Below are 19,764 nucleotides of genomic sequence, written 5' to 3'. Positions count from 1 at the left end.
ACGGGGACCGACCGAGCCTTCAGCGGCTCGCTCGGTCCCCGTCGTCGTCCGTCCGGGCCTCCTGAGCCTCCGCGGCGAAGCGCAGCGCGACCCACAGGTCGGCGCGCACGCCCATGTCGCCCAGATCCGTCCCGAGCTCCCGCTGCAGAGTCTCGATCTGGCGACGCACCGTGTTGCGATGCAGGTCCAGCTCGCGGGCCGCCGCCTCCCAGGAGCCGCCGCAGGCCAGCCATGCGGTGAGCACGCGGCGCTGCTCGGCCGCCTCCGCGGTGGGCTCGAGCAGGGGCCCGAGCACTCCACGGGCCAGTGCGGCGCCCGCCTGCGGGCCCAGCAGCGAGGCCACGCTCGGCGGCTGCTCCCCCTGACGCAGGCTGCGGTCGCTGCTGCGCAGCTGATCACGCACCGCTGTCACCTCCACGGCCGCCGTCCGCAGGGCGTCGGCCGAGACCGGATCGCCGATGGCCAGGAGCCATCCGCGGCGCCGGGCCTCGGAGACCGCCTGGGCGCTCGGATCGCGGCGCGTGATCGCCGTGAATCCCCAGTCCTCCGGGATCACCAGATCCGTGTCGAGCAGATGGCCCCAGAAGCGAGCACCGGCCGATGTCCCGCCCGGATCCCTGGGCACGCCCATGACGACCCGCAGCCGCCTGCGCTCCGAGGACCCCGCGCTGCGGCTGATCAGCGCCTCCGTGGCCGGTGAGGCCGCGCTGCCCCGCAGCAGCAACCGAGCCGCCAGCTCCCCGACGGCCTCCCTCCTGCCGTCGCGGCGATGCTGCAGGACCTCCAGCACAGTCACCGCCGCGCGGACGGTGCCGGCGGCCGAGGGCTCCAGCGGGCGGCGGGAGCCAGCCACCAGGACCGCCACGGCGTCGTCGCCGCGGGGGCGCAGCGGGTGCGCCTCCACGACCGGCGCCTCGAGCTCCGGGAACCTGGCGATCTCCAGGCGCGACCCCGACCCGCTGAGCACCCGCTCGACCAGCTGCTCGAGCTGCTCCGCGGAGGCCGGACTGGCGCCGGCGCGGACCTGCCCGTCAGCGCCCAGCAGCACGGCCCACTCCACGCTGCCGCGCGTGAGCACCATCATCACATCCTGGACGGGGCTCGATCCCATCGCGGCACCGAGCAGGCGCCGGGTGCCGTCGTGCAGATCGCGCAGCACCCGGGCGCGGGCGGTCTCCATGAGCTGGGCGAAGGCCAGCCCGATCGCGGCGAACGAGACCTCAGGAGGGATCTCGAACAGCCCCAGTCCGTGGCGCCGGCAGGCCTCGGTCACCGCCTCCGGGGTGCGTTCGTGATGCGGGGCCAGCCCCACGCCCAGTGCGCGGACCTCGGCCTGCACCAGGGAGGCCACGTAGCGCTCGGCCTCGGCGGCCTCGGCGTGCCCGTCGGCGCTGCGGAACGGCATCCCGGAGGTGAGCACGACCTCCCCGGGCACCAGGAACGGCACCGGATCATCGAGCTCGCTCGGACCGACCCACCGCACCGCGCTGTCCCCGCGGCCCGGGTGCAGCACGCGCACCGAACCGGGAAGCGCCTGCAGCAGCCGGTCCAGGGTCACGGTCACGAGCGGTGTCTCGAGCGATGGGTCCATGCTCTCCTCCTGGTTCGGGTGCGGCAGGGCCACTGCTCGCAGCAGGGACGTGCCCCTGATCTGCGCCGATGCCGCCGCCGCGCCGGGGCATGCCCCGGGGGGCCGCATCCGCTGCTGCAGCCGATATGGTGCGTTTCCCACCTCGTTGATGAATCTCAGGGCATATCATCCCACGATGAGATGCGGATCACGTCCCTAGAGTGGCATCTGATCCGCCGGAGAAGGGAACCCCATGGCCGATGCACCCGTCGAGCGACTGTCGCTCGGAGCCCAGCTTTCCAGGCGCAAGCCCCTGCCCATGTTCCGCCGCGAGAGCGGCGCTGATGAGGAGGGCAACGAGCTCAGCCGCAGCTTCGGCGTGGTCCAGCTGACCATGATCAGCATCGGCGCGACCCTTGGAACCGGCATCCTCGTGATCCTCGGCGAGTCCGTGCCCATGGCCGGTCCCGCCGTGTGGATCTCGTTCGTGATCGCGGGCTTCGCAGCCCTGCTCTCGGCCCTGTCCTATGCCGAGCTCGCCGGGCGTGTCCCCGTCTCCGGGTCGAGCTACTCCTACTCCTTCGCCACCATGGGCGAGGGCATGGCCTGGGTCTGCGGCTGGTGCCTGGTGCTCGAGTACGGCGTCTCCGTGGCCGCCGTGGCCGTGGGCGCGAGCCAGTACGTCAACGAGACCCTGTCGGTCTTCGGCCTGAGCCTTCCGGAGTTCCTCACGGCCGCGCCGTCGGAGGGCGGGCTGATCAACCTGCCGGCCGTCCTGGTCGTCATCTTCGCCACGATCCTGCTGGTGCGCGGAGCCCGCGAGTCCTCGCTGACCAACGTCGTGATGGTGCTCATCAAGATCGCGATCCTGGTCTTCTTCATCATCGTGGCCTTCACGGCCTTCGACTCCGGGAACTTCGAGCCCCTGCTGCCCATGGGCGTCAGCGGTGTGACCGGCGCGGCTGCCGTCGTGTTCTTCTCCTACATCGGCTTCGACGCCGCCTCGACTGCAGGCGAGGAGGCCAAGAACCCCAAGCGGGACCTCCCCCGATCCATCGTGATCTCCATGGTCGTCATCACGGCCCTCTACGTCCTGGTCGCGGTCACCGCGATCGGCGCCCGCCCCTGGGACTGGTTCGAGGGCTCCGAGGCCCCGCTCGTGCACATCCTCGACTCGATCACCGGATCCCGTGTTCCCGGTCTGATCTTCGCCGTGTCCTCTGTGGTCGCGATCGTCTCGGTCGTGCTCACGGTGCTCTACGGCCAGACCCGCATCCTGATGTCCATGTCCCGCGACGGCATGGTCCCGGCGATCTTCCAGAAGGTCTCCCCGCGCACCGCCACCCCGGTGGCCAACACGGTGATCGTCGGAGCCATCATCACGGTCACCGCCGGTCTGATCCCGCTGGGCGAGCTCGCCAACGCCACGAGCATCGGCACGCTGTTCGCCTTCATGCTGGTCAACATCGCCGTGATCCTGCTGCGCCGCCGCGAGCCCATGAGCCGCGACAGCTTCCGCCTGCCGCTGTTCCCCGTCACCCCGATCCTCGGCGCGCTGATCTGCGCGGCGCTGATGACCCAGCTCGGCGGCGTGACCTGGCTGGTGTTCCTGCTCTGGATGATCGTGGGCCTGATCATCTACCTGGCCTACAGCCGTCGTCACTCCCTGATCGGGAAGCTCTCCGCCGAGGAGTACGGCGTCCTCATGGCCGAGCCGTACCCCGCCACCGGCCCCATCGACTACGCGGCCGCTGACGGCCCCTCCCCCATCGGCGCGCCGAGGCGCCGCGACCAGGAAGGCGAATCACGATGACCACTGCCACCGAGCACCCCATGGACGGCGGCCAGAACCGCCCGCTGACCATGCTGAACCCCGACTTCCCGTTCAGCTACGACCACTACCTGCAGCACCCCGCGGGCCTGGGCCAGGTGCCCGAGTCCGTGCACGGCACCGAGGTCGCCGTGATCGGCGCGGGGCTCTCCGGGCTCATCACGGCCTACGAGCTGATGAAGCTCGGCCTGCGCCCGGTGGTCTACGAGGCCGGCCAGATCGGCGGTCGCCTGAAGACCGCGAGCTTCGACGCCGCTCCCGAGGTCGTCGCCGATCTGGGCGGCATGCGCTTCCCGGTCTCCGGACGCGCCCTCTACCACTACATCGACCTGGTGGGACTGGAGACCGAGGCCTTCCCGAACCCGCTCTCGGACGTCACCCCCTCCACGGTGATCGAGCTGGGCGGTCAGTCGCACTACGCCCGCACACCCGATGAGCTGCCCGAGTTCTTCAACGAGGTGGCCCGCGCCTGGCAGTCGGCGATCGACGACGACGCCGAGGCCGAGCAGATGAAGGACGCCATCCGCGACCGCGACACCGCCCGGATCAAGGAGATCTGGAACCGGCTGCTGCCGCGCATGGACGAGCAGACCTTCTACGGCTTCATCGCCGAGTCCCAGGCCTTCCGCGAGGCCGGCTTCGCCCACCGCGAGGCCTTCGGCCAGGTCGGCTTCGGCACCGGCGGCTGGGACACCGACTTCCCGAACTCGATCCTCGAGATCCTGCGCGTGGTCTACACCGATGCCGACGACGGCCACCGCCGCATCCTGGGCGGGGCCCAGCAGCTGCCGGAGCGGCTGTGGCGCCATGTCCCCGATCAGCTCGAGCACTGGCCCGCCGGCACCAGCCTGCAGTCGCTGCACGGCGGCGCCCCCGCCGGCGCCGTGAGCGCGATCCGTCGCGACGAGACCACCGGCGAGCTCGAGATCACCGAGCGCTGGGGCCGCACCCGCCGCTACGCCGCCGTCGTGACCGCCTGCCAGTCCTGGCTGCTCTCGACCCGGATCGACACCCAGGAGTCGCTGTTCCCCGCGCCCCTGTGGACGGCCCTGGAGCGCTCGCACTACATGCAGTCCTCCAAGACCTTCGTGATGGTGGACCGGCCCTTCTGGAAGGACGTCGATCCGGAGACCGGCCGCGACACCCTGTCCATGACGCTGACGGACCGCCTCAACCGCGCGACCTACCTGCTCGATGACGGCGACGACAAGCCCGCCGTGATCCTGCTGTCCTACACCTGGAACGACGACGCCATGAAGTGGCTGTCGCTGGATGCGGACCAGCGCGTGGAGCTGATGCTGCACTCGCTGAAGCAGATCTACCCGGACGTCGACATCGCCAGCCACATCGTGGGCCAGCCGATCACCGTCTCGTGGGAGTCCGACCCGAACTTCATGGGCGCCTTCAAGGCCAACCTGCCGGGACACTACCGCTACCAGCAGCGCCTGTTCACCCACTTCCAGCAGGACGACCTGCCCGAGCACCAGCGCGGCATCTTCCTGGCCGGCGACGACATCTCCTGGACCGCTGGCTGGGCCGAGGGCGCCGTGCAGACCGCGCTGAACGCGGCCTGGGGCGTCGTGCGCCATCTGGGCGGCTCCAGCGCCGCCGAGAACCCGGGCCCGGGCGAGCTGCTCGACGAGTACGGCCCCATCTCCCTGGACTGAACCGCCCCGCACCCACCACCGGAAGGACCCGTCATGGATCACCCCCGCGTCAACGAGAACGGGCACGTCGGCCCCGTCAACGCCGCCCTCACCCCGCGCTACGCAGGACTGGGCACCTTCGCCCGCCTGCCCCGGATCGAGGACGTCGACCACGCCGACGTGGCCGTGGTCGGCATGCCCTTCGACACCGGCGTCTCCTACCGGCCCGGCGCTCGCTTCGGAGCCACGCACGTGCGCGAGTCCTCGCGCCTGCTGCGCCCGTTCAACCCCGCCCAGTCGGTCTCGCCCTTCGCCGCCAAGCAGGTGGCCGATGCCGGCGACGTGGCCGTCAACGCCTTCGACATCGAGGACGGACTGCGCGCCGCCCAGGAGGCCGCGGCCTCCTTCCTGGCCCAGGACACCTCGATCATCACGATCGGCGGCGACCACACCCTGGCCCTGCCGCTGCTGCGCGCCCACGCCGCCAAGCACGGGCCCATCGCCCTGCTGCACTTCGATGCCCACCTGGACACCTGGGACACGTACTTCGGCGCCGAGTACACGCACGGCACGCCGTTCCGCCGGGCCTTCGAGGAGGGTCTGCTGGACACGGACGCGCTGTGCCACGTGGGCACCCGCGGCCCGCTCTACGGCACGCAGGACCTCGACGACGACGCCCGCTTCGGCTTCGGGATCGTGACCAGCAACGACGTCATGCGCATGGGCCCCGATGCCGTGGTCGAGCTGCTGCGCAAGCGCGTGGGCGATCGCCCGCTGTACATCTCCCTGGACATCGACGTCCTGGACCCGGCGCACGCCCCGGGCACCGGAACCCCCGAGCCCGGCGGCATGACCTCGCGCGAGCTGCTCGAGATCCTGCGCGGGCTGCGCGGGACGAACCTGGTGGGCGCGGACGTCGTGGAGGTCTCCCCTCCCTACGATCACGCCGAGCTCACCGGCCTGGCCGCCGCGCACGTGGTCTACGAGTTCATGTCCCTGCTCGCACTCGGCGCCGGTGCCGAGAAGGGCGGGCCGGCCTACGGGGAGTCGGGCACTGTCTACGGCGGCTGAGCCCTCCCCCGGGCGCAAGTCCCGGGAACCGGGCCCGCCTCCGGGCGGGCCCGTCCTACGCTCGGAAGCAGCGGCTGGAGCAGCCGCCAGAGCAGAGCCCAACGGAAGTGGTGTGCGATGTCTGTCGTGAAGATCAATGTCCTCAGCGTCCCGGAGGGCGCCGGGCCCGAGCTCGAGAAGCGCTTCGCCGCCCGGAAGCACTCGGTGGACGGCGCGGACGGGTTCGAGGGCTTCGAGCTGCTGCGCCCCACCGGCGGTGAATCCCGCTACTTCGTGGTGACCCGCTGGCGCGATGAGGCCTCCTTCGAGGCGTGGCGCTCCCAGCGCCAGCCCTCGCACGAGTCCACCGGCCGCCAGCCGGTGAGCTCGCAGGCCGAGCTGCTGGAGTTCGAGGTCGTCGACCTCGAGGGCTGAAGCCCCGCACCGGAGCAGCCGCCGCGACGGGCCCGCTTCTCGAGCGGGTCCGTCGTCGTCTGTCCGCATCTGTCCCTCTTCCCTGCTCACCAACGGCGCGGAAGACTCGGGTGCGGCTCGCAGCACCGGATCGGGAGGAACTCCATGGGCATCGCCGAGAAGCTCGTCGCACGCAGGAACTGGCGCCTGGCACGGCTGGCCGCCCTGCCGCTGAACCTCTCCGTGCCCGCCGAGGTGCGCATCGGGGACGGACTGCAGCTGGTGCACTACGGCTTCGGAACCGTGATCTATCCGGAGGTCACGATCGGCGATCGCGTGCGGATCTATCAGCAGGTCACCATCGGGCGGAAGGATGCGCACCTCCCCCGCGCCGACTCGCCGTTCGAGCACCTGGAGATCGGCGACGACGTCGTGCTGTTCCCCGGGTGCAAGGTGCTCGGCGGAGCCGGGATCACCCGCATCGGCCGAGGGACGATCGTGGGCGCGAACGCCGTCGTGCTGGGCTCCACCGGCGAGGACGAGATCTGGGCGGGGAATCCGGCGCGCTGCGTGGGGCAGCGCACCGACGGCTGAGCGGGCATGTGCCGACTCACACGAACGCGGAGACCCCGGTCAGCGCGCGTCCGACGATCAGGGTGTTGACCTCCGCGGTGCCCTCGTAGGTGAAGATCGCCTCCACATCGCTGAAGATCTTCCCCATCTCCCGATCGACCAGGATGCCGTTGCCGCCCATGAGCTGGCGGCCCAGCGCAGCGGACTCGCGCGCCATCTGGGAGGTCTTCAGCTTGGCCATAGCCGCCTGGCCCATGGTGGCCGTGCCCTGGGCGCGCAGCTGACTCATCCGGTGGGCGATCCCGACCGAGGCGGTCGTGTTGGCCGCGATGCGCACCAGGTGATCCTGCGTGAGCTGGAAGCCGGCCAGAGGGCGGCCGAACTGCCGGCGCGCCAGGGCGTACCGGCGGGCGACGTCGAAGATCGCCATCTGCGCACCCACGGACTGCCAGGCCAGCCCCGCACGGGACTGCTCCAGGATCACGTTGGTGTCGCGGAAGGAGCTGGTGCCCGGCAGGTGGTTCGAGGCCGGGATGCGGACGTCCTCGAGGGTGATGTCCGCGTTCTGCACGATCTTCACCGCGATCTTGTGCTCGATCTTGGTGGCCGTGAACCCGGGGGTGTCCGTCTCCACGATGAAGCCCTTGACCTGGCCGTCGGCCTCGTCGCGGGCCCACACGATCGCGATGCGGGCGATCGTCCCGTTGCCGATCCAGCGCTTGGTGCCGTTGAGCACCCAGTGATCGCCGTCGCGGCGCGCCGTGGTGGCCAGCCCGCCTGCCACGTCTGAGCCGTGGTCGGGCTCGGTCAGGGCGAAGCAGCCGGTGAACTCCATGCGGCGCATGGGCGGCAGCCACTGCTGCTTCTGCTCCTCGGAGCCCAGCTCGTCGAGGGTGGCCATCACGAGGTCGCTGTGCAGCGCCAGGTAGACGCTGATGGAGATGTCCGCCCGCGCCAGCTCGGCTGCCACGAAGCCGCGGAAGACCGAGTCGGTGTCCGGCGAGCGCAGATCGCCCAGCCCGAACTCGCCGCACTTGGCGGCCAGCTCGGGGGCGAACTCGTCGCGCGACCAGTGCTCGGCCGTATGCGGGCGGATCTCCGCGTCCAGGAACTCCCGCAGCTCGCGCAGCCTGCGCTGTTGGTCCTGCGGCAGCGCGCTGCGGTGATGCAGCAGGTCCGCCTCCGGCAGATCTGCGATGTCGATGTGCTCTGCGCTCATGATGGCACTCCTTCTGCGACGCGATGGGGACGTCGCTGCTGCGGGCCCGGGGTCTGGGTCAGGGGGCTCCGGATTCGGGGCGGTCCGGGCTCGGGTCCGGACGCACGGGTTCAGCCAGAGCGGTGAGCGGGGCCCCGACTCGGGCCGCCCAGTCCTCCCACTCCTGTGCGGTGCGCTCGGCCAGGATCCAGGTGAGCTGCTCCGGGACGTCGCCCTGCGGGTCGAGGCCCAGGCCGACCAGCGCCTGCACGAAGTGCGGCTCCAGGGCCGCCAGCGCCACGTGGCCCTGGGCGGCCGGGTAGATGCGGTAGTACGGGCTCGCTCCCCCGAGCGGCGACTCCGGGCCGGTCATCCCCCAGCGCACCGGCAGTGCCAGATCCTGGGCGGCCTCGCTCAGCGCCATCTGCTCATGGCCGCCGCCGCTGGCCCAGCGGCCGTCGGGCCCGCGGGTTCCGTGGCGCTCGCGGGACAGCAGCAGGGTCAGGGCTGCGCTCACGGCCTGCTCGGCGCCGTGCATGTCCGCGCTCAGCGTGCGGGGCAGACGGTCCGGGTCGAGCAGCCCCGCCCCGGCCTGGAAGCTCAGATCGTGCCCGGGACGATCGGCGTGGTCGCCGGGGAAGCCCACCAGGTCGACCTGGCACAGCCCCGGGTGCCGGGGATGCACCGAGGCGAAGTCCAGGCCCAGCCGTCGCAGCGCCCCGGCCCGCGAGGAGCTCAGCAGCAGGTCCGCGCCCTCCAGCAGGCACTCGAGGCGGTCTCGGCCCTCGTCCGACTTGAGGTCCAGGCTCAGGACCTCCTGGCCCCGGTGGAGGTGCTCGAACAGCTCGGGCAGCTGGTGGCGCAGAGGATCTCCGGACGGCGGCTGGATCGTCACGACCCGCGCGCCCAGGCCCTGCAGGCGCGCCGCGGCCACCGGTCCCGGGAGGTTCTGGGCGATCGACACCACCACGAGGCCCTCGAGCGCCCCGGACGGCACCGCCCCTCCGCGCGCGGCGGGCTGGGCGGGGCCGGGCTCGGGGCGCTCGGTCATGCCAGGCTCCCCTCGTCCGCTCGGGCCCGCAGCCAGTCCGAGGGCGCGAAGCGCGGGCCGTAGGCCGCTGCCAGCTCCTCCGCCCGGGCGATGAAGCCGGCCAGGCCGCCCTCGTAGTTCGTCATGAAGGTGGCCGGGCCGCCGGTGGCCGGAGGGAAGCCGATGCCGAAGATCCCGCCGATGTTCGCCGAGGCCGTGTCGGTGAGCACGCCCTCCTCGAAGCAGGCCGCGGTCTCCAGGGCCATGCGGAACAGCAGCCGGTCCTTCATGTCCTCGGCCGGAAGCTCGGTGCCGCGTGCGAAGTGCTCCCTCAGCCCCGGCCACAGGTGCTTGCCGCCGTCGTCCGGGTAGTCGTAGAAGCCCGCCCCGGCAGCGCGTCCGGGCCGCTCGAACTCCTCGACCATGCGGTCCACGAGCGCCTCACCGGGAGCCACCGGGCGCTCGCGGCCCTCGGCATGGGCGGCCTGGATCTCGGTATCGCGGATGTGGCGCATGAGGTTCATGGAGATCTCATCGAACATCGCCAGCGGCGTGCCCGGGAACCCGGCCTGCGAGGCGCGGCGCTCGATGACCTGCGGATCCGCGCCCTCGTCGAGCATGGCCACGGCTTCGAGCAGCAGGGTGCCGAACACGCGCGAGGTGTAGAAGCCCCGGCCGTCGCCCACGCTGATCGCGATCTTGCGGATCTGCTGCGAGAGGTCATAGGCCCGCTCGAGCGTCCGCTGGGAGGTCTGCTCGCCGCTGATGATCTCGACCAGCTTCATCTTCTCGACCGGCGAGAAGAAGTGCAGGCCGATGAAATCCGCCGGCCGCTCACGAGGGGACTGCAGCGAAGTGATCGGCAGGGTGGAGGTGTTCGAGCACATCAGCGTGTCCGGCCCGACGACAGCCTCCACCTCGGCGAACACGGATGCCTTCAGATCGGGGTCCTCGAAGACCGCCTCGATCACGGCCTCGACGCCCGCCAGATCCGACGCCTGATCGGTCGGCAGGATGCGGCCCAGGACCTCATCGGCCTCCTCCTGCGTCATCCGCCCGCGCTGCACGGCCTTGGCCAGCAGCGACTCGCTGTGCTGACGGCCCTTCTCCGCCTTGTCCACGGAGACGTCCTTGAGGTGCACGGTCATCCCTGCGCGGGCGCACTCGTAGGCGATGCCCGCGCCCATCATCCCGGCACCCAGAACGGCCACCGAGGAGACCTTCTGCGGCTGCGTGGTCCGCTCGCCCAGGAACCGGCCCGCTCGGGCGGCCTGCAGGTCGAAGTGGAAGGCCTGGATCATGGCCGTCGAGACCCGGCCGGTGACCAGCTGTGTGAAGTACCGCGACTCGATCCGGCAGGCGGTGTCGAAGTCGACCTGCGCACCCTCGATCGCGGTGCTCAGCGCCGCCAGCGGAGCGGGCAGGTCCGCTCCCTTCAGCTGCTTGCGCAGGTTGGCGGGGAAGGCGGGCAGGTTCTGGGCGAACGACGGCTGCGAGGGGCCGCCGCCCGGGATGCGGAAGCCCTTGACGTCCCAGGCCTTGACCGCGGCGTCCTCGCCCTGGGCGTGCCCGCGCAGCCAGGCCTTCGCCGCGGGCAGCAGCTCCTCCGGCGAGTCGACGACCTCATCGACGACTCCTGTCTCGAGGGCCTGTGCCGGGGACTTCTGGGCCCCGGGCAGGATCCAGCCCATCAGAGCGGCCTGGATCCCGAGCATGCGGGTCAGGCGCGAGATGCCGCCGGCGCCGGGCAGCAGGCCCAGGCTCACTTCCGGCAGGCCGAGCTTGACCCCGGAGCCGCCGACGCAGATCCGGTGGTGGCAGGCCAGCGCGATCTCCAGCCCGCCGCCGAGCGCTGAGCCGTTGAGCGCAGCCACGACCGGGATGCCCAGGGTCTCCAGGCGGCGCAGCTGCCCCTTGATCGACTGGGTGAGGGCGAAGATCTCCTCCTCGTCGCCCGGCCCGGCCGCCCGCAGCGCCTTGAGGTCGCCTCCGGCGAAGAAGTCCTTCTTGGCGCTGGTCAGCACCACGCCGCGGATCGAGTCGCGCTCGGCCTCGAGCCGCTCGAGCGCCTTCTCCAGGGCGTCCTGGTAGGCGTCGTTCATGGTGTTCACGGGGGCGCCGGGGTCATCCATGGTGAGGATGACCAGGTCGTCGTCGCGCTGCCAGGAGATCATGGTCGGCTCGGTGGTCGTGGCGTCGCTGTCGTGCTGCGTCATCGGTGGGGGTCCCTTCGGATGGCTCATGCGAACCGGGGCTGGCTGCTGTGTGCGGGGTGCAGAAGGCGGTGTCAGATCCGCTGGACGACGGTGGCGATGCCCATGCCGCCGCCGATGCACAGGGTCGCGATCCCGTGCTCCAGGTCCCGGCGCTCGAGCTCGTCCACCAGCGTGCCCAGGATCATGGCGCCGGTGGCCCCCAGCGGGTGGCCCATGGCGATCGCGCCGCCGTTGACGTTGGTCTGCTCCTGGGACCAGCGCATGTCGCGCAGCAGCTTCAGCGGGATCGCGGCGAAGGCCTCGTTGATCTCGACCAGATCGATGTCCGAGGCGCTGAGCCCGGCGACGTCCAGGGCCTTGCGGCAGGCCGGAGTGGGCCCGGTGAGCATGATCGTGGGCTCCGAGCCCACGACGGCGGTCGAGACGATCCGCGCCCGGGGCCGCAGCCCGTGGCGCTGCCCGGCCTCCTGGCTGCCCACGAGCACCAGGGCCGCGCCGTCGACGATCCCCGACGAGCTGCCTGCGTGGTGCAGGTGCTCGACCCGCTCGATCTCGGGGTAGCGGTTGGCCGCGATGAAGTCGAAGCCGCCGGCCTCCCCCACCTTGGCGAAGGCCGGGTTGAGCTCGGCCAGCGATTCGACGGTGGCCTCCGGTCGGATGGTCTCGTCCCGGTCTAGGACCTGCAGTCCGTTCTGGTCCTTCACCGGGATCACCGACCTGGCGAAGCGGCCGTCCTCCCAAGCCCGAGCCGCGCGCTGGTGGCTCTGGACGGCGAACTCGTCGAGCTCGCGGCGGGTGAAGCCCTCGCGGGTTGCGATCAGGTCGGCGGAGATGCCCTGGGGGATGAAATCCGTGGCGATCGCGGTCGCCGGGTCCATGGCCCACGCGCCGCCGTCGGAGGCCATGGGCACCCGGGACATGGACTCTACGCCGCCGCCGATCAGCAGCGACTCCCAGCCCGAGCGCACCCGGGCGGCCACCTGGTTCACGGCCTCCAGGCCCGAGCCGCAGAAGCGATTGAGCTGCACGCCGGCCACGTTCTCCGGCATGCCGGCCTTGATGGCTGCGGTGCGGGCGATGTCGGCGCCCTGGTCCCCCACCGGGGTCACGCAGCCCAGGACGATGTCCTCGATGCCCGCCGGGTCCATGTCCGGGTGGCGCTCGCGCAGGGAGTCGAGCAGACCGCTGAGCAGGTCGACGGGCTTGACCTCGTGCAGGCTGCCGCGGGGCTTGCCCAGCCCGCGCGGGGTGCGGATGGCGTCGAAGATGAGTGCTTCGGCAGGTGCCGTCATGGAGGGGCCTTCCTGGAGGTTCGGGAGATCGGGCTGCGTGGTCCGTCAGGACTCAGGCTGGTAGGCGTCGGAGTACTCGTCGCGCAGCTTCTTCTTGTTGATCTTGCCGACGGAGGTGCGGGCGATCTCGTCGATGAAGCGGATCTCGTCCGGCAGCTGCCACTCGGCGAAGGCGCCGGCCAGGTGCTCGCGCACCGAGGCGTCGGTGACGTCGGAGCCCTCGGAGGTCACCACCAGCGCCAGGGGACGCTCCTGCCACTTCGGGTGAGGGACGCCGATCACCGTGGCCTCGACGACGCCGTCCAGAGCCATCAGGCGGTTCTCCATGTCGATCGAGGAGATCCACTCGCCGCCGGACTTGATGACGTCCTTGAGCCGGTCGGTGATCTTCAGGTAGCCGTGCTCGTTGAGGTAGCCGACGTCGCCGCTGCGCCAGTAGCCCTCCTCGTCGAAGCCGGCCTCCGTGGCCTCGGGATTATCGGCGTAGGAGGCGACGATCCAGGGGCCGCGCAGGCGCACCTCGCCGGCCGTGCTGCCGTCGTTCGGGACCTCCTCGCCTGCGGGGTCCACGATCTTCACGTCCACGCCGGCGACCACGAGGCCCTGGTACTTGCGCATCTCCCAGGCCTCCTCCTCGGAGACCTTCGAGGCCACAGACGGCTTCATCCAGTTCAAGGACACCACGGGCGAGGTCTCAGTGGCTCCGTAGGCGTGGATCACCTCGGCGCCGGTGAGCTCATGGAAGGCCCGCATCATGGACACCGGCGGCTCGCTGGCCCCGCACAGGAAGCGCAGGTCGTCCAGGCGCGGGGGCGTGTCCATGCGCTTGAGGCTGCGCAGCATGGGCATGAGGATCGCCGGCGCCGCCGGGGCCAGCGTGACGTCCTGCTCCAGGATGGCCTCGGTGAGCATGTTCATGTCATCGAGCGTGAAGCGCCCCGGCAGCACCATCTGCGCGCCCACGGCAGTGGCCGCGAAGGGCAGGCCCCAGCACTGCACGTGGAACATGGGCGTGAGCATCATGACCTTGTCCGCGCCCGTCAGACCGCTGTTCGTGCTCACGGCCATGGCGTGCAGCCACACCGAGCGGTGGGACAGGAAGACGCCCTTGGGCCGACCCGTGGTGCCCGTGGTGTAGCAGGCCGCAGACGCCGTGGTCTCGGCCATGTTCGGGATCTGCGCCAGCGGCTGGTAGCCGGCGATCAGCTGCTCGTAGGAGGAGACTCCCGGGAAGCCGTCGAACTGCTCCAGGGAGGAGTCCGGGCCCACGACGATCCACTGGGTGACCTGCGGGATGTGCTCCTTGAGCCCCTGGGCCAGGCGCAGCAGGGTGTGATCGACGATCAGGGTCGCGGCCCCGCTGTGCCCGATCACGTACGCCAGATCCGCCGGCGCCAGGCGCATGTTCAACTGGATCATGGTGGCGCCCACAAGCGGGATCGAGAAGTACGACTCGTAGTGCTCCAGGCTGTTCCACAGCAGCACGCCCACGCGGGAGTCCGGGCCGATGCCCAGACCCTCCAGCGCCGAGCCCATGCGCAGGACCCGGTCCCAGGTGGCGGCGTAGTCCGTGGACTGCCACTGCCCGGAGTCGTCCCGGTAGGAGATCTGCTGATCCCCGAAACTGCGGGCCGCGTTGCGCAGCATCCGGGTGGTGGTCAGCTGCTCGTGATCGCCCATGGTGGACGGTGCTCCGTGAACCAGCGGCGGCTCTGCGGCCATGGTGGGACTCCTGTGGTCTGACTCACATGGTTGGTGCCCGCAGTCAAGCACGAGATTGCACAGTCGTGCAATACTCCGGCTCAGGACGATGGCCGCGCGGGGCGGCGCGCCTAGTCGGAGGGAGCACGGGAATGGATGCGACGACGATCGGCGGGGTTTCGGAGCTGCCGGCCACGGCTCAGCGACTGCGCGCCAGTGCGCTGAGGCTCTACGCACGGCAGGGGCCGACCGGAACCGGCGTGCGGGAGATCGCCGCCGATGCAGGGGCAGCCCCCGGACTGATCCGCCATCACTTCGGCTCCAAGGCGGGACTCACCCGCGCCGTGGACGACCTCGTGCTCTCGGTCATCGCTCAGACGCTGGAGACGGCCACCGCGCAGGCTGCACCCTCGGACACGGCAGCAGCCGTGGGGGCGGCGCGCGACGAGGCCTTCGCGCGCATGCTGCGCGAGCACCCAGAGATCGCCGGCTACCTGCGCTGGTGCCTGATCGCCCCGGTCTGGAACGACCCCACGGGGTCCGAGCCCGCAGCCCACGACGACGAGCACAGGCCTTCCGCGCGCACCCACTCCGCACGCGAGGCCGCACCCGCGGAGGACGGTCTGGCCGAGCGGCTGGTCGACTTCACCCTGAGCGAGGCCCGGCGCCTGCGCCGTGCAGGCGCCAGCAGCCGGGATCTTCGGACCTCGGTGCTGTCCACGCTGCTGCGCCAGATCGGCTCCATGGTGGTCCAGCCGCTCACCGACCGGCTCTGGCAGCGGTTGGAGCCGGCGGCCGATCACGCCGCGCACGATGCCCCGGCACCGCAGGTCAGGATCGCGATGCCCTCCGAGGAGCCCACCGCGCAGGGCTGAGGCCCGCGCAGCCCCGCCCGGTCGAGCGCCCCTCAGGACTGCTCGGTGTAGGCGTCCTCGAACTCGGCCCGCAGCTTCTTCTTGTTGATCTTGCCCACCGAGGTCCGTGCGATCTCGTCCACGAAGCGGATCTCATCCGGCAGCTGCCAGGAGGCGAAGCTCGAGGACAGGTGCTCGCGCACCGACTCGTCCGTGACCGCCGAGCCCTCCGAGCGCACCACGAGCGCCAGCGGTCGCTCCTCCCACTTGGGATGCGGCACCCCGATCACGGTCGCCTCGACCACTCCGTCCAGGGCGACCAGCGCGTTCTCCATGTCGATCGAGGAGATCCACTCGCCCCCGGACTTGATGACATCCTTGAGCCGGTCGGTGATCTTCAGATAGCCGTGCTCGGTCAGGTACCCCATGTCGCCGCTGCGCCAGAAGCCGTCCTCGTCGAAGCCGTTCTCCGTGGCCTCCGGGTTGTCCGCGTAGGAGCGGGTGATCCAGGGGCCGCGGTAGCGGAACTCGCCCACGGTCTCGCCATCCCAGGGCAGTGGCTCCCCCGCCGGATCCACGAGACGGACCTCCACGCCTGCAGGCACCAGCCCCTGGTACTTGCGCATCTGCCAGGCCTCCTCCTGGGAGACCTTGGCGGCCACGGCCGGCTTCATGCGGTTGATCGTCACGAGCGGAGAGGTCTCGGAGGCGCCGTACAGGTGCATGACCTGCGCGCCCGTGAGCTCGTGGAAGGACCGGACCATGGACACCGGGGGCTCGCTGCCGCCGCTGATGAAGCGCAGTCGATCCAAGCGCGGCGGGTCCTCGCGGCGCTTCAGGGCGCGCAGCATGGGCATGAGGATGGCCGGGGCCGCCGGCGAGAACGTGACGTCGCACTCGACGATCGAGTCGATCAGCCCGTCGACGTCATTGAGATCGAAGCGCCCGGGCAGCACCACTCGCGCCCCGACCATGGTCGCCGCGTACGGCAGGCCCCAGCACTGGACGTGGAACATGGGCGTGAGCATCATGACGCCGTCATCCAGGGTGATCCCGGCGTTGCAGGCCATGGCCGCGGCGTGCAGCCACACGGAGCGGTGCGAGTAGTAGACGCCCTTGGGCCGACCTGTGGTGCCGGTCGTGTAGCAGGCGCCCGAGGCGCTGCGCTCGGACATGTCCGGGATGTCCGCGAGCGGCTCGGATCCCGCCACGAGCTGCTCGTACGTGTCGCCGTCGGCGATCTCCTCCCACCCCTCCTCCAGCTCGTCGTGGGAGGCGACGATCCAGCGGATGTCCTCGGAGACATGGCGGCGCAGCGTGCGGGCCAGATCCAGCAGAGAGTGATCGATCACGATCACGGACACGCCGCTGTGCTCGATCACGTAGGCCAGATCCGCCGGGGCCAGGCGCAGGTTGAGCTGGACCATGGTGGCCCCGGTCAGCGGCACGGAGTAGTAGGACTCGAAGTGGTGCAGCCCGTTCCACAGCAGCAGGCCCACCTTGGATCCGGGGCCCACGCCCAGACCGCTCAGCGCCGATCCCATGCGCAGGACGCGGTCCCAGGTGGCGGCATAGTCGGTGCGCTGCCAGGCGCCGTCGTCCGTGCGGTACAGGATCTCCTGGTCGCCGAAGCTGCGCGCGGCATCGCGCAGCAGGCGCGTGGTGGTCAGCTGCTCGTCGTCGCCCATGGTCGACGGCGTTCCCATGATGTGCCCGCCCTGCGATGGCATGGTCTCCCACTTCCTCTGTGATCCAGATCATGTCCTGATGCTCCGCTCAGTAGATCACAGCTCGCCGACGGCACAGGCACGGCCTGGACCCCGCCCCGACGACCCATGGCATAGTGGCGCGCATCACTGCGCGGCGTCGTCGTGCACCATCCGGCGGGAGGACACTCACATGGCCCAGAGCATCAGCGTCAGCCTTCAGGACCGCGTCCTCACCGTGACGCTCGATCGGGCGGACAAGCGCAATGCGCTGACCCACGAGATGTACACCGGGCTGGCCGAGGCTCTCGAGCGCGCCGATGCGGATCCCGACGTCCGCGTGGTCGTCCTGCGCGCCGAGGGCGGGCTGTTCACCGCCGGCAACGACCTGGCGGACTTCGCGGATCTCGCCGGCGACGACCGCCCGGCCGAGCAGTGGCCGGTCACCCGGTTCCTGCGAGCGCTGATCTCCTGCGGCGCCCCCGTGATCGCCGCGGTCCAGGGCCGCGCGGTGGGAGTGGGGACCACCATGCTGCTGCACTGCGACCTGGTGGTGCTGGCCGACGACGCCTCGCTGACCGTCCCGTTCGTCGATCTGGCGCTGGTGCCGGAGGCGTGCTCGACCCTGCTGCTGCCGCAGCGCATCGGCCACGCCCGAGCCTTCGCGATGTTCGCCCTGGGGCAGCCGATGGGCGCCCAGGAGGCCCTGTCCACGGGGATCGCCACCTCCGTGGTCGGCACCAATCAGCTCGACGACGAGGCCCGCCGCCTGGCCGCAGAGCTGCTCGCGCGCCCCTCCACGTCGCTGGCCGAGACCAAGGCCCTGATGCGCGATGTCCCCGCGCTGCTGGAGCACATGCAGCGCGAGATCGAGGTCTTCGCCGACCGCCTGCGCAGCCCCGAGTCAGCGGAAGCGCTGGCGGCCTTCCAGGAGAAGCGACGGCCGGACTTCGCGCAGTTCGAGTGACGCCGACACGCTCAGGATCACGGGGGCGTGCGTCAGCTGTTGAGTCCGGGGCGGTACCCCAATGCGACGTGCACGAACAACTCTGAGCGATGGATCTGCCGAGGTCGAATGCGATCAGGATCGCCAGAGGTCCAGCGATTCCCACGCCTGAGGGGCGCCGAGCGATTCGACGCTCAGACAGTCAGAAGCCGGAAAGCTCTGCAGCAGGTCAGCCAGCCTTTCTGCCCAGTCGGAGTAGGGATCGATGACAGAGAGCAGATAGGCGATGACCGCCAAGACGCTGTACGTCCCGAAGACACGATTGGCATCCTCCGATTCGCGGAGGTGGTCCAGCACGGGGATCTGCCCGATCCCAGGGCGGCCCGGAGCGTTCTGCAGCTCGCGGTTGAACAGCCGGGCGTGGTGAGCCGACACGTTCCGCACGTAGTTGAGGCTGCCCAGCCAGCTCGTCATCAGCTTCTTCGTCGGCACTCCGAAAGCATGCGCGATCTCTTCCGCATCGGCCTGATTGAGACCCCGGTACAAGGTCGACAGGTGGCCGAGCTCCATGATCTCTGTCAGGGCCCAGATCGGCATGCGACCGTCGTAGGCATCGTGGAAGTGCTGAACGAATTGCTCATCAGACTTCTGCTGGCGCTCCCTGACCCGCGTGACCCATTGCTCATGCTTGCTCGTCGAGCGACTCCCGTCTTCTGCCAGCTCACTGGTGAATGACGATGTGAAGTTGGTCGGATCCTCATGAGCGAAAGGAGACCTCCGTCCGAGGACATATCCCGTACGCATACGAAAGGCGACCTCCACCCGTTCCAGCCCATCGAGGGCGAGCATCCTCAGGTGACGGTCGAAGACGATGATCTCTTCGGCGTGGGTCAGGTGCGTACCGGGTCGATAGTCGCTGAGGACTCGGATCCGACGCCTGCCGGTCTCGTCGTCGAACGGCTCCGAGACTCGGAACGGGTACAGATACCCAGTGAGTCTGTAGTAGCCGATGGACGAGAGGACCTGAGCCGCACGGGCGTCGTCGTCGATCACCAGACCATTCGACCTGAGGCGACTGATCTGGTCCTCGACCGACAGCCATGGCTTGTCATGAGCGACCATGGGCCCTCTCCCAGGAAGAAAATCAGCCCGCGCCTTTCGGCAACGGGCTGATCATGATGGTGGCATTTTAGCACCGTCCTGCGAAGCAGTCGTGCTCTGGCGTCACGCTTTGCTGTCCTGCTGGCGTTCGTCCGGCTCCACACCTGCGTGTTCCCCCATTCACCGGCTGAACTCCGCCCTGGCCTCCCCGCTGGCTTCGACGGGAATGCCTGCCGGGATGAACCACGCGACCACCGGCGGGCGAGCCACCGCGGTCAGATGCACCCGGGCGGTGCGGCCGTCGGCGGAGCCCGTTCCCGATCCGACCGCCAGACTGTCCAGATCGTGCTCGGCATCGACCGTCACCAGGTAGGACGTCGCTGCACCGGAGACGGAGGCGTCATCGAGCACCGCGGTGGGGGCCGATCCCGCTCCCTCGGTGCCCTGCAGCTCGGTGAAGGTGTCGGCGGCCGCGAGCGCGGCGTGGTCGGCGTGCGCCTGCAGCTTCCGCTCGGCCAGCTGCACGGAGGTCACCGCCATCACCACGATCACCGCCATCAGCAGGATGAGCATCATCCCGATCACCAGGATCGAGATCTGTCCGTCGTCCTCCTCCCCTGGGTGATCCGGCTGCAT

The 19,764-nt window shown here is 70.3% G+C and carries 16 protein-coding genes; 7 read left to right on the top strand and 9 right to left on the bottom strand.

Annotated features, from left to right (window positions below):
- Nucleotides 1–19: 19 nt before the first annotated feature.
- A complete protein-coding gene (locus tag FFS25_RS01405) occupies nucleotides 20–1,591 on the bottom strand; it encodes a PucR family transcriptional regulator (protein WP_171004055.1) in 1,572 nt (523 codons plus the stop codon).
- Between the two features lie 232 nt (nucleotides 1,592–1,823).
- On the opposite strand from FFS25_RS01405, the gene FFS25_RS01400 reads away from it, so the two are divergent.
- The 5 genes from FFS25_RS01400 to FFS25_RS01380 all read left to right on the top strand — a co-directional run bounded on the left by FFS25_RS01400 (nucleotide 1,824) and on the right by FFS25_RS01380 (nucleotide 7,105).
- The gene (locus FFS25_RS01400; protein WP_137801669.1) at nucleotides 1,824–3,383 is read left to right on the top strand and encodes an amino acid permease; all 1,560 of its coding nucleotides are present in this window, start codon (nucleotides 1,824–1,826) and stop codon (nucleotides 3,381–3,383) included.
- Nucleotides 3,380–5,068: a flavin monoamine oxidase family protein gene (locus tag FFS25_RS01395; protein ID WP_249933715.1), complete on the top strand. Its 1,689-nt coding sequence runs from the start codon at nucleotides 3,380–3,382 to the stop codon at nucleotides 5,066–5,068. The genes FFS25_RS01400 and FFS25_RS01395 overlap by 4 nt, the downstream gene beginning before the upstream one ends.
- Nucleotides 5,069–5,101: 33 nt before the next feature.
- Entirely contained in the window at nucleotides 5,102–6,118 is a 1,017-nt protein-coding gene (speB, locus tag FFS25_RS01390; RefSeq protein WP_137801668.1) for an agmatinase, read from the top strand.
- A gap of 117 nt (nucleotides 6,119–6,235) precedes the next feature.
- Nucleotides 6,236–6,532 carry an antibiotic biosynthesis monooxygenase family protein gene (locus FFS25_RS01385; RefSeq protein WP_137801667.1) on the top strand — a complete coding sequence of 99 codons (297 nt, stop codon included), beginning with the start codon at nucleotides 6,236–6,238 and terminating at the stop codon, nucleotides 6,530–6,532.
- Between the two features lie 144 nt (nucleotides 6,533–6,676).
- Nucleotides 6,677–7,105 carry an LbetaH domain-containing protein gene (locus FFS25_RS01380; protein ID WP_137801666.1) on the top strand — a complete coding sequence of 143 codons (429 nt, stop codon included), beginning with the start codon at nucleotides 6,677–6,679 and terminating at the stop codon, nucleotides 7,103–7,105.
- 16 nt (nucleotides 7,106–7,121) lie between these two features.
- Here the strand turns inward: FFS25_RS01380 and FFS25_RS01375 are convergent, their stop codons facing one another.
- The 5 genes from FFS25_RS01375 to FFS25_RS01355 all read right to left on the bottom strand — a co-directional run bounded on the left by FFS25_RS01375 (nucleotide 7,122) and on the right by FFS25_RS01355 (nucleotide 14,542).
- Nucleotides 7,122–8,303, bottom strand: coding sequence for an acyl-CoA dehydrogenase family protein (locus tag FFS25_RS01375; RefSeq protein WP_137801665.1), 1,182 nt, complete (start codon nucleotides 8,301–8,303; stop codon nucleotides 7,122–7,124).
- 58 nt (nucleotides 8,304–8,361) lie between these two features.
- Nucleotides 8,362–9,333: a CoA transferase gene (locus FFS25_RS01370; RefSeq protein WP_137801664.1), complete on the bottom strand. Its 972-nt coding sequence runs from the start codon at nucleotides 9,331–9,333 to the stop codon at nucleotides 8,362–8,364.
- On the bottom strand, nucleotides 9,330–11,528 hold the full coding sequence (locus FFS25_RS01365) for a 3-hydroxyacyl-CoA dehydrogenase NAD-binding domain-containing protein (RefSeq protein WP_137801663.1): 2,199 nt from the start codon (nucleotides 11,526–11,528) through the stop codon (nucleotides 9,330–9,332). The genes FFS25_RS01370 and FFS25_RS01365 overlap by 4 nt, the downstream gene beginning before the upstream one ends.
- 71 nt (nucleotides 11,529–11,599) lie before the next feature.
- Complete coding sequence (locus FFS25_RS01360; protein ID WP_137801662.1) at nucleotides 11,600–12,820, bottom strand: acetyl-CoA C-acetyltransferase; 1,221 nt, start codon at nucleotides 12,818–12,820, stop codon at nucleotides 11,600–11,602.
- 45 nt (nucleotides 12,821–12,865) lie between these two features.
- Complete coding sequence (locus FFS25_RS01355) at nucleotides 12,866–14,542, bottom strand: long-chain-fatty-acid--CoA ligase (protein ID WP_137801661.1); 1,677 nt, start codon at nucleotides 14,540–14,542, stop codon at nucleotides 12,866–12,868.
- 131 nt (nucleotides 14,543–14,673) lie between these two features.
- Here FFS25_RS01355 and FFS25_RS01350 point away from each other — a divergent pair, with 131 nt between their 5' ends.
- Nucleotides 14,674–15,396 carry a TetR/AcrR family transcriptional regulator gene (locus FFS25_RS01350; protein WP_171004054.1) on the top strand — a complete coding sequence of 241 codons (723 nt, stop codon included), beginning with the start codon at nucleotides 14,674–14,676 and terminating at the stop codon, nucleotides 15,394–15,396.
- 32 nt (nucleotides 15,397–15,428) lie between these two features.
- Here FFS25_RS01350 and FFS25_RS01345 read toward each other — a convergent pair whose 3' ends face one another.
- Entirely contained in the window at nucleotides 15,429–17,105 is a 1,677-nt protein-coding gene (locus tag FFS25_RS01345; protein WP_137801659.1) for a long-chain-fatty-acid--CoA ligase, read from the bottom strand.
- A gap of 169 nt (nucleotides 17,106–17,274) precedes the next feature.
- On the opposite strand from FFS25_RS01345, the gene FFS25_RS01340 reads away from it, so the two are divergent.
- Nucleotides 17,275–18,048: an enoyl-CoA hydratase gene (locus tag FFS25_RS01340; protein WP_137801658.1), complete on the top strand. Its 774-nt coding sequence runs from the start codon at nucleotides 17,275–17,277 to the stop codon at nucleotides 18,046–18,048.
- Between the two features lie 114 nt (nucleotides 18,049–18,162).
- On the opposite strand, the gene FFS25_RS01335 is transcribed toward FFS25_RS01340, so the two are convergent.
- Together FFS25_RS01335 and FFS25_RS01330 are read right to left on the bottom strand one after the other, a co-directional pair.
- Entirely contained in the window at nucleotides 18,163–19,149 is a 987-nt protein-coding gene (locus tag FFS25_RS01335) for an Abi family protein (protein ID WP_137801657.1), read from the bottom strand.
- 159 nt (nucleotides 19,150–19,308) lie between these two features.
- Nucleotides 19,309–19,764 (bottom strand): pilus assembly protein TadG-related protein, encoded by a 456-nt coding sequence (locus tag FFS25_RS01330; protein WP_061712750.1) that lies wholly within the window; start codon nucleotides 19,762–19,764, stop codon nucleotides 19,309–19,311.

Origin of the sequence: Kocuria sp. 2SI, assembly GCF_005502825.1 — a bacterium.
Classification (GTDB): domain Bacteria; phylum Actinomycetota; class Actinomycetes; order Actinomycetales; family Micrococcaceae; genus Kocuria; species Kocuria palustris.
The sequence above is the reverse complement of the archived record's forward strand: the minus strand, read 5'-3'. Positions and strand labels throughout refer to the sequence as shown.